At 60.2% G+C, this 13,058-nt stretch carries 12 protein-coding genes; 2 read left to right on the forward strand and 10 right to left on the reverse strand.

The features are described from left to right. Window positions 1–48: 48 nt before the first annotated feature. The 7 genes from AC07V9_RS08305 to puuE all read right to left on the reverse strand — a co-directional run bounded on the left by AC07V9_RS08305 (window position 49) and on the right by puuE (window position 7,242). Window positions 49–837, reverse strand: a complete 789-nt coding sequence (locus tag AC07V9_RS08305) for an outer membrane protein OmpK (protein ID WP_495015246.1) — start codon at window positions 835–837, stop codon at window positions 49–51. Window positions 838–1,216: 379 nt separating this feature from the next. Further along, the gene (locus tag AC07V9_RS08310; RefSeq protein WP_495015247.1) at window positions 1,217–2,572 is read right to left on the reverse strand and encodes a nucleobase:cation symporter-2 family protein; all 1,356 of its coding nucleotides are present in this window, start codon (window positions 2,570–2,572) and stop codon (window positions 1,217–1,219) included. 201 nt (window positions 2,573–2,773) lie between these two features. Next, window positions 2,774–4,078 (reverse strand): urate hydroxylase PuuD, encoded by a 1,305-nt coding sequence (locus AC07V9_RS08315; RefSeq protein WP_495015248.1) that lies wholly within the window; start codon window positions 4,076–4,078, stop codon window positions 2,774–2,776. 50 nt (window positions 4,079–4,128) lie between these two features. Continuing rightward, window positions 4,129–4,629, reverse strand: a complete 501-nt coding sequence (locus AC07V9_RS08320) for an ureidoglycolate lyase (protein WP_495015249.1) — start codon at window positions 4,627–4,629, stop codon at window positions 4,129–4,131. 134 nt (window positions 4,630–4,763) lie between these two features. Then, window positions 4,764–5,759: an allantoicase gene (alc, locus tag AC07V9_RS08325; protein ID WP_495015250.1), complete on the reverse strand. Its 996-nt coding sequence runs from the start codon at window positions 5,757–5,759 to the stop codon at window positions 4,764–4,766. A gap of 44 nt (window positions 5,760–5,803) precedes the next feature. Beyond that, complete coding sequence (gene uraD / locus AC07V9_RS08330) at window positions 5,804–6,319, reverse strand: 2-oxo-4-hydroxy-4-carboxy-5-ureidoimidazoline decarboxylase (protein ID WP_495015251.1); 516 nt, start codon at window positions 6,317–6,319, stop codon at window positions 5,804–5,806. Next, window positions 6,316–7,242, reverse strand: a complete 927-nt coding sequence (gene puuE, locus AC07V9_RS08335) for an allantoinase PuuE (RefSeq protein ID WP_495015252.1) — start codon at window positions 7,240–7,242, stop codon at window positions 6,316–6,318. The genes uraD and puuE overlap by 4 nt, the downstream gene beginning before the upstream one ends. A gap of 402 nt (window positions 7,243–7,644) precedes the next feature. On the opposite strand from puuE, the gene uraH reads away from it, so the two are divergent. Then, entirely contained in the window at window positions 7,645–7,998 is a 354-nt protein-coding gene (uraH, locus tag AC07V9_RS08340) for a hydroxyisourate hydrolase (RefSeq protein ID WP_495015253.1), read from the forward strand. A gap of 263 nt (window positions 7,999–8,261) precedes the next feature. Here the strand turns inward: uraH and AC07V9_RS08345 are convergent, their stop codons facing one another. Together AC07V9_RS08345 and AC07V9_RS08350 are read right to left on the reverse strand one after the other, a co-directional pair. Further along, window positions 8,262–8,888, reverse strand: a complete 627-nt coding sequence (locus AC07V9_RS08345) for a LysE family translocator (RefSeq protein ID WP_495015254.1) — start codon at window positions 8,886–8,888, stop codon at window positions 8,262–8,264. A gap of 172 nt (window positions 8,889–9,060) precedes the next feature. Continuing rightward, window positions 9,061–10,437: an NCS2 family permease gene (locus AC07V9_RS08350; protein ID WP_495015255.1), complete on the reverse strand. Its 1,377-nt coding sequence runs from the start codon at window positions 10,435–10,437 to the stop codon at window positions 9,061–9,063. A gap of 356 nt (window positions 10,438–10,793) precedes the next feature. Between AC07V9_RS08350 and AC07V9_RS08355 the strand changes: the two genes are divergently transcribed. Continuing rightward, on the forward strand, window positions 10,794–11,558 hold the full coding sequence (locus tag AC07V9_RS08355; protein WP_495015256.1) for a GntR family transcriptional regulator: 765 nt from the start codon (window positions 10,794–10,796) through the stop codon (window positions 11,556–11,558). Window positions 11,559–11,738: 180 nt separating this feature from the next. On the opposite strand, the gene guaD is transcribed toward AC07V9_RS08355, so the two are convergent. Further along, a complete protein-coding gene (gene guaD, locus AC07V9_RS08360; RefSeq protein WP_495015257.1) occupies window positions 11,739–13,043 on the reverse strand; it encodes a guanine deaminase in 1,305 nt (434 codons plus the stop codon). Window positions 13,044–13,058: the final 15 nt, after the last annotated feature.

The following is a 13,058-nucleotide window of genomic DNA, read 5'->3' on the forward strand; positions in this document are numbered from 1 at the left end:
TCATGAGCACATCGGCGTGCGAGTCAATCACCCGCACGCCTCACGCTCTTAGAAAAACACCTTCACCAACAAACTCGCCGTGTTCTGATCAGTATCAAAATAACGCGTGTCATTGATCCCGTATTTGTTGGTCCAATAGTCATACTCGATGCCTACGTACAGCTGCCGCTCCGGCAGGTTCATCGCCTTGCCCAGGTCGTATTTGATCTGCGGGTTGAAGTGCAGGTTGGAGTGGTAGTCGCCTTTGGTGTTGGACTGTTTGTTGTCCACCACCCAGTCCATGAAACCGTCGATCAGGATGTCGGACTTGCCCACGGGAATGGTGTACGACCACACCGGGGTGATCTGCCAGGCGCCGTAACCGGCACGATGACCTTCGTTGTAGCGCTTGTAGAAGTTCAGCTGGAAGTAGTCGAAGCCCGGGATGTTCAAGTCGAAACCAGGACCGATCAGGTAGGACTCCACATCACCTTCGCCAAACTCGTAAGTGCCGGCCAGCAGCACGTCCTTGATCGGGCCCAGTTCGAATTTCTGGTCGAAGATCTTGCCCATCGACAGGCGAGGGGAGAACTCGCCGTACAGGGTGTTGTTGCCCACGCCTGAATCTTTCTTGCCGTTGTAGAAGATGTTATCGACGAACAGGAAGTTGTCGCCGTATTTCCAGCCATCAGCGTGTTCGAAGGTGAACGTCTGTTGAGTATCCGGGTTGACCTCGAAGTTCTGTCCATAGAGGTAGGTCAGGCTGTTGCTCTGCCACTGCAGCAGGTCGCCGGACATCGCCGGGGTGGCGGCAAGCAGGGTGCCTGCGGCCATCAGGCTGGAAAGCGTGCGGTTCATGGGTGACTCCCTTGGTTTATAAGTCGTTGTTGCGGTGATTGACGCTCTGTTTCGGCGCCTTTGTTTTCGCTGATTTAGTTGTCCATTTGGTCAACTAATTGCGGCGTTTCCTAGTTAGCAAGAGCTGCGCCAAGACCCTGAAAAAAGACGAAAAAGTTTCGTCGGCTGTGGTGAACACAGTCGATTGGGGTGTTTTCTGTTGCCTTTTCGAGGATGCAGTCGCTGATCGGTTAGTTGTCCGGTCAGTCAGAATTATTGCGGTGGTGGTCAGACCCTGTTTTTCGAGCTACGGCGAAGCGGCGGCGGAGGATACTGACTCGCGCAGCAGTCCTCAAGTGCTCCGCGACGGAGCACCCGAGTCGAAAACAGGGCAGGTTTGTCAGTGCGAGTGCGCAGGCCCTGCCATGGCCGCGCGTTCGGCACCGCCGAGCACGTTGAACAGCAGGTTCAGCAGCACGGCGCTCAAGGTCGCCATGGCAATGCCGCTGTGGGTGATGGGCCCCATCCAGTGTGGCAACTGGCTGAAGAACTCCGGCCGAACCACCGGGATCAGGCCCATGCCCACGCTGACGGCGACCAGCAACTGGTTGCGGCGGTCAGCGATGTCGGCTTCCTGGAGAATCTTGATGCCGGTGGCTGCGACCATGCCAAACATGGCAATCGCCGCACCGCCCAATACAGCAGGAGGGATCGACGCCACCAGGTACGCGGCTTTGGGCAGCAGGCTCAGCAGCACCAGAAACCCCCCGGCGACCATGGTCACCGAACGGCAGCGCACGCCCGTCATCTGCACCAGACCGATGTTCTGGGCGAAGGAGGAGTGGGTAAAGGTGTTGAGAAAACCGGCCAGGAACGAGGCCGCCGCGTCACACAGCAGGCCGCGGCGAAGCATGCCCGGGCTGACTTCGCGGTCGGTGATCTTGCCCAGCGCCAGGAACATCCCGGTGGATTCGACGAAGATGATCACCACCACCAGGCACATCGACAGGATCGGCGCGAGGCTGAAGGTCGGCATGCCGAAGTGCAGCGGCGTGACCACCTTGACCCAGTCGGCCCCGGCCAGGCCACTCAAGTCGACCATGCCGATGAAGCCCGCCAGGATGTAGCCCAGGCCCATGCCGATCAGCACCGAAATGTTGACCCAGAAGCCGCGCATGAAACGGTTGATCAGCAGGATGGTCAGCAGCACCAGCGCCGCCACGCCCAGGTACAGCGGGTCGCCGAAGCTCACCGCCTTGCTGCCGCCGCCTGCCCAGTTTACGGCGACCGGGAACAGCGACAGGCCGATGGAGGTGATGACCGTGCCGGTGACCAAAGGTGGGAAGAAGCGCACGATTTTCGACATGAATGGCGCAATCAGCATGCCGAAGAAGCCGGCAGCGATGGTCGCGCCGAAGATCCCCGGCAGGCCCACGCCTGGCATGCCGGCCATGGCGACCATACTGCCGACGGCGGCAAAGCTTGCCCCCATCATGATCGGCATGCGAATGCCCAGCGGGCCGATGCCGAACGACTGCACGACCGTGGCGATACCGGCGACCAGCAGGTCGGCGTTGATCAAAAAGGCGATTTCTTCTCGGGAGAGGCCAGCGGCCTGGCCGATGATCAGCGGCACCGCAACGGCACCCCCGTACATCAACAGGACGTGTTGCAGGCCCACCAGAATCAGTTGCATCAGTGGCAGGGGCTGTCGTGGTGGCGCAGCAGGGATGCGCGCGTGAGTTGACTCGGACATGCAACACCTCATTTGTTCTTATTTTTGAGTACGCCCGTTGCGGCTGGGCGGTGGATCTTATGCGTCTGGGTAATGCTGCTTTTGTAGGAGCGCGCTTGCCCGCGAATTGCGATGTGTCATGGGCATGAATGGCACAGCTATCGCGGGCAAGCGCGCTCCTACAGGGTGTTTCGTCAGGCCCGGAAATCGGGGCCTGTTACCTCAGTTGGTCTGCGCCCCCTTGTCAATCCATTGCCCCAGCAGATCACGCTCCTGCTGAGTCATCTGGGTGATGTTGCCCAGCGGCATGATTTGCGCCGTTACGGCCTGGGCCTGGATGCGCGGGGCCAGCTGCTGGATCTGTTGCGGGGTGTCGAACATGATTCCGGCCGGTGCGCTGCTGAACAGTGGGCTGGTCGGTTTGGCCGAGTGGCAGACCGCGCAGCGCTCCTGAATCACGCTGTGCACCTTCTCGAAGTCCACGCCGCCGGCGTTGCTGGCTTGTGCTGGCGCCGCCGCAGGAGCAGGTGCGGGCGCGACTTCAGGCTTGGGCTCGTCCGCGCGATGACCGCCAATGGCCGTGGCCGGCAATGGCTGGTACTCGATCTTGGCGACTTCAGGGCCTTTAGGCATTTGCGCAGGGCCTGTCACATACGCCAGGCAAATCATGCCCAGTGCGCCAACCGGCAAAGCCCAGGCAAAGCGGTTGCTGTCGTGACGGGTGTTGAAATAGTGACGCACCACCACCGCACACACCGCGATCCCGGCCAGGATCAGCCAGTTGTACTGACTGCCATAGGTGCTCGGGAAATGGTTGCTGATCATGATGAACAGCACCGGCAGGGTGAAGTAGTTGTTGTGACGCGAACGCAGCAGGCCTTTGGCGGGCAGGGTCGGGTCCGGCGTGCGGTTCTGTTCGATGGCTGCCACCAGCGCGCGCTGGGCGGGCATGATGATGCGGAACACGTTGCCGACCATGATGGTGCCCATGATCGCACCGGTGTGCAGGTACGCACCACGACCGCTGAACACCTGAGTGAAGCCGTAGCAGGCGCCGATGATCAGCACGAACAGCACCAGACCCAACAGGCCGGGACGCTTGCCCAGCGGCGAGTCGCAGAGCAGATCGTAGATGAACCAGCTGGCGATCAACGCGCCGACACCGATGGCGATGCCTTCGCCGCCGCTCAGGGTGCTGCCGGGGGCCAGCAGGTAAAGGGTCGGATTGGAGTAGAACACGATGCACAGAAGCACGATGCCCGACATCCAGGTCCAGTAGGCTTCCCATTTGAACCAGTGCAGGTTGTCCGGCATGGTCGGTGGGGCCAGCTTGTATTTCTCCAGGTGGTAGATACCGCCGCCGTGGATCGCCCACAAGTCACCGGACAGACCGTCACGGGGGTTGGCGCGGTTGAGGTTGTTCTCCAGCCAGACGAAGTAAAAGGATGCGCCGATCCAGGCGATCCCGACGATCATGTGAATCCAGCGCACGCCCAGATTCAGCCATTCCATCAGATGTGCAGCCACAGTCTTTACCGTTTGCCTGTCGTCACTGGCGGACGCTTAGGCCCTTCTTATTAGTGGGGATCGAGAATCATCAGCTGACTCTCTTCGAAGAAATGCTCATCGCAGTTATTGCCACTGCCACTGCGATCAACCACCAGGAAGTCATCCCGCTTTTCGATCGTCAGCACCGGGTGGTGCCAGACGCCGCGATGGTAATTAACACCCTGCCTGCCATTGGTGATGAAGGCGCGGGTCAACTCTGGTTCAGGCACATCGCCAAATGGCGCGACCACGACCAGAAAAGGGTTGCCGAGCAGCGGAATGAAAGCCTGGCTGCCCAGCGGATGGCGCTCCAGCATGCGCACGGTCAACGGCATGTCCTGCGCGTCGGCGCGGAAAATGCTGATGATCGCGTTATCGTCCGGCGTGGCCGTTTCAACGATCGCCAGCTTGTGAAAGCGCATGGTCGAGCCGTTGTTGATCATGAAATGATCGCTGCCATCGGTTTCGATGACATCACCGAAAGGGGCGAAGGCTTCTTTGGTCAACGGCTCGATAATCAGTGTGCGCATGCGGGGTCTTCTGTTCAAAAAGTTGAAATCAACCTGTAGGAGCGCGCTTGCCCGCGATTGCGATCGGTCTGCGCCATGGATGTTGGCTGACACAATGTCATCGCGGGCAAGCGCGCTTCTACAGGGCCATGTGTTTATCTGGAGACTTTGCCCAAAACGCGCAGCCGGCTCACGCCACCGTCCGGGAACACGTTCAGGCGGATGTGGGTGATTGGGCCCAGCGCCTTGATCTGCTCGACGAAGGTGTGTTCGGCGTGCATTTCCAGCTTCTGGCTTGGCAGCAGTTCGCGCCAGAACAGGCTCTGGGTTTCGATCTGGCTGTCGGTGCCGCCTTTGACGAACGCGCCCTGGATCGAGCAGCTGTCCGGGTAGTTGCCCTTGAAGTGCAGGGTATCGACGACGATCTGCTCGACTTCACCGGCATGGCCCAGCGCGACGATGACCCAGTCGTTGCCAGGGGTGCGACGACGCGCGGTTTCCCAGCCGTCGCCCATGTTGATGCCACGGCCCGGGTTCAGGATGTTGCTCATGCGGCCGAAGTGCTCGTCCGAGCAGGCCAGGGCGCGACCGCCGTTCAGGGCTGCAGCGAGGTCCACTTGCTCGTTGTCGCCAACCGCCGTCCAGTCGCGGTGCGGCACGCCGTACACGCGCAGACGCGCCACGCCGCCGTCCGGGTAGATGTTGAAACGCAGGTGGCTGTAGGCCTTGGCGTCGCTGATCTCGTGGTAGTGGTGGCTGTCGCCCTTGAGTTCCACAGCTGGCAGCACTTCGGTCCACACGGTGTTTTCGTCCGGCTCTCCGGAGGCCAGGAAACACGCTTCCAGCGAGGCAGACGGCGGGTAGTTACCGGTGAAGAACGAGGTGTCGATGTCCACGCCCTTGATGGAGCCCGCCACGCCCAGGCGGATCACCGCGCTGTCATAACCTTCGAAACGCTTGCGGCGCGATTCCCAGCCATCCATCCATTTGCCGTTGTCATCGAACACGCCTTCCTTCCACACCGCAGGGGTGGGCTGGAACAGGCGGTTGGCGTCGGCGAACCAGTCGTCGGTCACGGAAATGATCTTGGTGCCCAGACGGGCGTCGGCCAGGTTGACGAATTTTTCGAAGGGTACGGCGTAAGCTTTCATTCTTTTTGTCTGCCTTTGGTAATGGGCGTGGGGATGGTCAGGGCTCAAAGGGTTTGCAGTCGGAACATCGCGATCTTGTTGATCTCGGCCAGGGCGCAGGCGAATTCGGTTTCGGCCGAATTGTGAATGCGCGTTTCGAAAGCCGCGAGAATCTGATGCCGGTTGCTGCCTTTTACCGCCATGATGAAGGGGAACGCGAACTTGGCTTTGTAGGCGTCGTTCAGCTCGGTGAAGCGTGCGAACTCTTCAGCCGTGCATTGGTGGATACCGGCGCCAGCCTGTTCATTCGTGCTGGCTTCGGTGAGTTGGCCTTGCACGGCGGCTTTGCCGGCAAGATCCGGGTGAGCGTTGATCAGCGCCAGTTGCGTGGCATGATCGGCGCTCAACAGGATGTCGCTCATACGGGCATGCAGGGTGTCGACGTCGTCAATGTCGCTGCCGTGGCCCAGGTCATAGGCTTTTTCAGCGACCCAGGGCGAATGCTCGTAGATGTCGGCGAAGGCTTTGACGAAGTCTTCGCGATTGAGAGAGGAGGGCGTCAGGGTCTGGAAACGGCTCATTTGGCAGCTCCTTCGAACGGGTGCACATCGTGCCAGTGGCGAGCGATCTCGACGCGGCGGGCAAACCACACCTGTTCGTGACCTTTGACGTATTCAAGGAAACGCTGCAACGACGCCAGGCGCGCAGGACGGCCAATCAGACGGCAGTGCAGGCCGATAGAGAGCATTTTCGGTGCCTCGGCCCCTTCGGCGTACAACACGTCGAAGGCGTCTTTGAGGTAATCGAAAAAGTCGTCGCCCTTGTTGAAGCCCTGGACCTGGGTGAAGCGCATGTCGTTGGTGTCCAGTGTGTACGGAATCACCAGGTGCGGCTTGCCGGTGCTGTTGTTCGGCTCCCAGTAGGGCAGGTCGTCGTCGTAGGTGTCGCAGTCATACAGAAAACCGCCTTCTTCCATCACCAGACGACGGGTGTTGGGGCCGGTGCGACCGGTGTACCAGCCCAGTGGGCGCTCGCCGGTGAGTTCGGTGAGGATGCGGATCGCTTCGAGCATGTGCTCGCGCTCCTGGGCCTCGTCCATGTTCTGGTAGTCGATCCAGCGATAGCCGTGGCTGCAGATCTCGTGACCGGCCTGGACCATCGCGCGGATCACGTCCGGGTGACGCTGGGCGGCCATGGCCACCGCAAAGATGGTCAGCGGGATGTCGAATTGCTTGAACAGCTTGAGGATGCGCCACACGCCGGCACGGCTGCCGTATTCATACAGCGACTCCATGCTCATGTTGCGCTGGCCTTGCAGCGGCTGGGCGGCGACCATCTCGGACAGGAACGCTTCGGATTCCTTGTCGCCGTGCAGCACGTTGCGTTCGCCGCCCTCTTCGTAATTGAGTACGAACGACAACGCGATACGGGCATTGCCTGGCCAGCGGGGGTGGGGCGGGTTACTGCCGTAACCGATCAGGTCGCGTGGATAGTCGGCGCTCACTGCAATCTTCCTTATCTACGTGTTGTCTGTGGCGGTGGCTGTCACTGATCGTGCAACGCGGGTGATCGTGATGGGGCACTGCCGCTGCGATGGATCGATTGTATACAACTTTATTCGCGATTTGTAAGCCTGTTTTTTCGCTTTTGTGATGACAGACGCCGCTGCAAGAAACTTGCCTGAGTGGTCAGGAACTGCGGAAAAACCTCAATACATTCCGCAAGACCCGCCACTTCAAGGTTTTTCCGGGATGTTGGAATAGCTGTTCAAGAAAAGTGATTTTTATTGTGTACAACTTTTCCGAAAAGTGTCTTAATCGCTCGTCACTCGTATTTCTGCAGGGCCTGACAGGCACCGAAAGAGTGCGACCTTTTCCTCAAATCAGACAAGAGGCTCCGACAAGCCATGGGACGACTGACCACACACGTGCTGGACGCCGCGCACGGCTGCCCGGGGAGCGCGATCCGCGTTGCCCTGTATCGGGTCGAAGGCGATCGCCTGGAAAAGATCGCCGACACCCTGACTAACAGCGACGGCCGCTGCGACGCCCCCTTGTTACAGGGCGATGATTACCGTTCGGGTGTCTACCAGCTGCAATTCAGCGCCGGTGACTACTACCGCGCCAAGGGTGTGAAGCTGGGTGATCAGGCATTTCTCGACGAAGTGGTGCTGCGTTTCGGCATCGACGCCGAACAGGATCACTACCACGTCCCGCTGCTGATTTCGCCGTACAGCTATTCCACCTATCGCGGCAGCTGAGCAACACGTTCCACCCTCATCATTGCTATGCCCCTGTTCCTCTTGCCCGCCCACACTGCGGGCTTTTTTTTTGCCCGATAGTTATGTACCGCAGGGCCTGTGCCGGCGTGGGACTTCGTGCACTACCGTCAGGGGCGTCTGGTGAAGTGGGTCGGGGTGTCAGGAGCGGCAGCGCTTGGGCCGGTGCGCAGGTGTTTGTGCAGCGCCTGGCCGAAGCGTGAGGGACAGGCCGCTGCCGTTAGGTGGCAGCGGCATTCAACGCATCAATGACTGAGCAGCGCCGCCGTACCGGCGCCACCGAACAGGCCCGCGCTGATTCGGTTGAACCAACTCTGGCCCTTGCCGGTGCGCAGGTAGCGCGCGGCACCCTGGGCGCTGAGGCCGTAGAACAATTTGCAGGCCAGATCCAGTACGGTCCAGGTGATGATCATGGTGATCAACTGGCCAAGGAAGGGTTGATCAGCCTTGAGGAACTGCGGCAGAAACGCGGCGAAGAACAGGATGTCCTTCGGGTTGCTGCCGCCGAGCACAAAGGCGCGCCAGAACAGCGCGGCGAAGCCCGGATCGCTCACTGCGGCGGGTACGTCTGCGCCAACGGCCGGCTGGCGCGATTGCTTCCAGCTCTGCCAGGCGAGATAGAACAGGTACAGGCCGCCAGCGATTTTCAACGCGCTGAACAGCTGTTTCGACGCCATCAGCAATGCGCCCAGGCCCAGGGCCGAGGCGCTGAGCAGGCAGATCGAGGCGCAGACCCCGCCAAGAAATGCCGGGTACGAACGCAGCAGGCCGTAGTTCAGGCTGTTGCCGATCATCAGCAGGGACAGCGGCCCCGGGATCAGAATCACCACCAGCGCGGCGCCACTGAACAGCAGCCAGGTTTCCAGGGTCATGCGGTGTTCTCCTTGTCGACCATCAGAAAAGCAAAAACGCCTTCCGGCGTTGATGTTAGAGCTCTTGTAGGAGCGCGCTTGCCCGCGATTGCGTTCTTGCAGTCACCAGATCCTTGGCTGAAATGACGCATCGCGGGCAAGCACGCTCCTACAGTTGGGTATTCATACGGGCTTACAAAAACACAAACTTGGCAATGAAGATCGCACACAGCGCCCACAGGCTCACTGAAATCTCCTTGTGACGCCCGGTGCCAGCCTTCAGCACGACATAGGTGATGAAGCCCAGGGCAATCCCGTCCGCGACCGAGAAGGTCAGCGGCATCATGATCGCGGTGACGATCGCCGGGATCGCGTCGGTGGCCTCGTCCCATTCGATGTGGGCCATGCCGCCCATCATCAGCATGGCCACGTAAATCAGCGCACCTGCCGTGGCATAAGCGGGAATCATGCCGGCCAGCGGGGCGAAAAACATCGCGGCGACGAACAATACGCCAACGGTCACGGCGGTCAATCCGGTACGACCCCCTGCGGCCACGCCCGACGCACTTTCCACGTAACTGGTCACTGGCGGCACACCGACCATCGCACCGAACACGCTCGACGCGCTATCGGCCTTGAGCGCGCGGGACAGGTTTTCGATGCGGCCGTCGTCGTTGACCAGGCCCGCGCGTTGCGCAACGCCCATCAGGGTGCCTGCGGTGTCGAACATGTGCACAAACAGGAAGGCCAGCACCACGCTGATCATGCTGACGTTGAACACGCCGGCGATGTCCATGGCCATCCAGGTCGGCGCCAGGCTCGGCGGGGTGGAGAAAATGCCGTTGTAGTGCACCAGGCCCAGGCCCCAGCCAGCGAGGGTCACGGTGATGATGCTGATCAGGATCGCGCCGAACACGCGGTGGTAGCTGAGCACGGCAATCATCAGAAAGCAGATCGCGGCCAGCAGTGGGCCAGGCTCACGCAGCGAACCGAGCTTGATCAGGGTGGCAGGGCTGTCGACCACGATACCGGCGGTTTTCAGACCGATTAGCCCGAGGAACAGGCCAACGCCCGCGCCCATGGCAAAACGCAGGCTCACCGGGATGCTGTTGAGCAGCCATTCGCGGATGCGCGAGAGGGTCAGGACCATGAAAATCAGCCCCGAGATGAACACCGCGCCGAGCGCCGTCTGCCAGCTGTAACCCATGGTGCCGACCACGGTGTAGGTGAAAAACGCGTTCAGCCCCATGCCGGGTGCAAGGCCTACCGGCCAGTTGGCGTACAGGCCCATCAGCAGGCAACCCAGCGCAGCGGCGATGCAGGTGGCGACGAATGCTGCGCCGTGGTCGATGCCCGCGTCGGCCATGATGTTGGGGTTGACGAAGATGATGTAAGCCATGGTGATGAAGGTCGTCAGTCCCGCCAACAGCTCGGTTCGAACGGTGGTGCCGTGCAGGCTCAGCTTGAAGATGCGCTCAAGCAGCCCCGTGCGTGACGTGCTGCTTTGGGCATAAGTGGCTTTGGCTGGCGTGGCATCGAGCGGCGTGGCTTCGGTTTTGCGACTTTCCACAGTGAAATCCTCGGGACGTTTTTGTTGTTTTTTTCAGAGCCGGTAACTGCTCTTTGTAGCGAGTCGACCGTCGGTCAATTTGTTGACTGAAAGGTCAGGAACGTGCACGAGCGAATTATCCTTTTGTATACAAAAAATGCAAATAATGTTTTTGATTTTGTCGAACGGATTTCCGGGATTGTGTGCATAACGCGAGCAATAGCGGAAATCTGTTCAGCCGCTGTGCACTGTGTACAATGCGCCATTACTTTTACTGTGACTTTGCACGGATATCTGCTATTGGTTTCACCAACAGCCGCTTGTCATCAGCAGTTACGGCACGGCCCCAGCGCCGGATTCAGTTCTTACGAGTGCCCATGAACGATCAGTTGCAACCCCTCAAGAAACAGCCACGCGCCGCCAAGGCGGGCCGTAGCGGCACCCAGGACGATATCGTCTACGCACATATTTTCGAGGCGATCCTCGAGCAACGCCTGGCGCCGGGCACCAAACTGTCCGAAGAAGCCCTGGGCGAAATCTTCGGGGTCAGCCGCACCATCATTCGTCGCGCGCTGTCACGTCTTGCCCATGAAGGCGTGGTGCTGCTGCGTCCGAATCGCGGCGCGGTGGTCGCCAGCCCAAGCGTTGAAGAAGCGCGGCAAGTGTTTTTCGCCCGACGCATGGTCGAGAAAGCGATCACCGAACTTGCAGTCGAACACGCGACCCCTGAGCAATTGCTCGAACTGCGCAAGATGGTCAGCGACGAGCGCGACAGTTTTTCCCGAGGGGATCGCGGGGCGGGTATTCGTCTGTCCGGCGAGTTCCACCTCAAGCTGGCGGAGGCGGCGAAGAATGCCCCGCTGGTGAGTTTCCAGCGCAGCCTGGTGTCGCAGACCTCACTGATCATCGCCCAGTACGAAAGCGGCAACCGCTCGCACTGCTCCTACGATGAACACACCCAGTTGATCGACGCCATCGAAGCTCGCGACGCGGCGCTGGCGGTGAACCTGATGATGCACCACATGGATCACATCGACAGCAAGCTCAACCTCGACGAAGAAAGCGCCTCGGACGACCTGCACGCGGTGTTCTCGCACCTGATGCTGCCCAAGAAAAAGCCGGGACGCAGTACGGCGGTTTGATTGACAGGCTCGCCGCAAATCCTGCGGCGTACCCAATACCTGTAGGAGCTTGCGGAGGTTACGACGCTGGCGAAGCGGTGTGTCAGACAAATCGCTTTCGTCCGATCGCGGCCCGCACCGTCGTAACCTCCGCAAGCTCCTACAAGGGTTTTGTGTTTAATTCGAAATCGAGCGCTTCCCTCAGCGCTTATGCACCAAAACCCCCGCCGAATACGTCTCGCTCACCGTCCGGTCATCCCCCAGCGTCATCAGCACGAACAGCTGCTCTTCGATGCTGGTCGCCTGTTTCATGCGATAGGACAGCAGCGGCGTGGCGTTGAAGTCCAGCACCACGAAGTCCGCCTCGGTGCCGGCATGCAGGTTGCCGATCTTGTCTTCCAGACGCAGCGCCCGCGCGCCACCCAGCGTCGCCAGGTACAGCGACTTGAACGGGCTCAGCTTGGCGCCCTGCAGCTGCATCACCTTGTAGGCCTCGTTCAGCGTCTGCAGCAGCGAGAAGCTGGTGCCGCCGCCCACGTCAGTGCCCAGTCCTACATTGACGTTGTGCTTTTCCGCCATCGGCAGGTTGAACAGGCCACTGCCCAGGAAGAAGTTGGACGTGGGGCAGAAGGCGATGGCTGAGCCGGTTTCCGCCAGGCGCTCACACTCTTCGTCGCACAGGTGCACGCCGTGGGCAAACACCGAGCGTTCACCCAGCAGCTTGAAGTGGTCGTAAACGTCCAGGTAGTTCTTGCGCTCCGGGAACAGTGCCTTGACCCACTCGACTTCCTTGAGGTTTTCGCTGATGTGGGTCTGCATGTAGAGGTCGGGGTATTCGGTCAGCAACTGGCCGGCGAGGGCGAGTTGTTCTGGCGTGCTGGTCGGTGCGAAGCGAGGTGTGACTGCGTAGTGCAAACGACCCTTGCCATGCCAGCGCTCGATCAGCGCCTTGCTGTCGACGTAGCTGGATTCGGCGGTGTCCACCAGATAGTCCGGGGCGTTGCGATCCATCATCACCTTGCCGGCGATCATGCGCAGGTTGAGCTTCTCGGCCGCGGTGAAGAACGCCTCCACCGACTCCTTGTGGCGACTGCCGAACACCAGCGCGGTGGTGGTGCCGTTGCGCAGCAATTCCTGGATGAAGATGTCAGACACTTCAGCGGCGTGTGCAGGATCTGCGAACTGGCGCTCGACAGGGAAGACGTAGGTGTTGAGCCAGTCGAGCAACTGCTCGCCGTAGGAACCGACCATGCCGGTCTGCGGCAAATGGATGTGGGTGTCGATGAAACCGGCGGTGATCAGCGCGTCCTTGTAACTCACCACTTCGATGTCACTGGCCAGGGTGCTCAGCAAATCTTTTGCGTGACCGACGGCGACGATCTTGCCGTTTTCGACCACCATCAGGCCGTCTTCGAAATACTCGTAGGACGCCTCGATCACCACCTCGGCAGGGTCGGCGATGCTGTGGACGATGGCGGCGCGGTAGGCTTTCTTTGCAGTTGTCATGTTCAGAATTCGTTC

It is taken from the genome of Pseudomonas sp. GW821-FHT02A11 (assembly GCF_059421985.1).

What these genes read in the sequence shown, in the direction of transcription:
- AC07V9_RS08305 (WP_495015246.1), bottom strand. Translation starts at nt 837, where the DNA reads ATGAACCGCACGCTTTCCAGCCTGATGGCCGCAGGCACCCTGCTTGCC.
- AC07V9_RS08310 (WP_495015247.1), bottom strand. Translation starts at nt 2,572, where the DNA reads ATGTCCGAGTCAACTCACGCGCGCATCCCTGCTGCGCCACCACGACAG.
- AC07V9_RS08320 (WP_495015249.1), bottom strand. Translation starts at nt 4,629, where the DNA reads ATGCGCACACTGATTATCGAGCCGTTGACCAAAGAAGCCTTCGCCCCT.
- alc (WP_495015250.1), bottom strand. Translation starts at nt 5,759, where the DNA reads ATGAAAGCTTACGCCGTACCCTTCGAAAAATTCGTCAACCTGGCCGAC.
- uraD (WP_495015251.1), bottom strand. Translation starts at nt 6,319, where the DNA reads ATGAGCCGTTTCCAGACCCTGACGCCCTCCTCTCTCAATCGCGAAGAC.
- uraH (WP_495015253.1), top strand. Translation starts at nt 7,645, where the DNA reads ATGGGACGACTGACCACACACGTGCTGGACGCCGCGCACGGCTGCCCG.
- AC07V9_RS08345 (WP_495015254.1), bottom strand. Translation starts at nt 8,888, where the DNA reads ATGACCCTGGAAACCTGGCTGCTGTTCAGTGGCGCCGCGCTGGTGGTG.
- AC07V9_RS08355 (WP_495015256.1), top strand. Translation starts at nt 10,794, where the DNA reads ATGAACGATCAGTTGCAACCCCTCAAGAAACAGCCACGCGCCGCCAAG.
- guaD (WP_495015257.1), bottom strand. Translation starts at nt 13,043, where the DNA reads ATGACAACTGCAAAGAAAGCCTACCGCGCCGCCATCGTCCACAGCATC.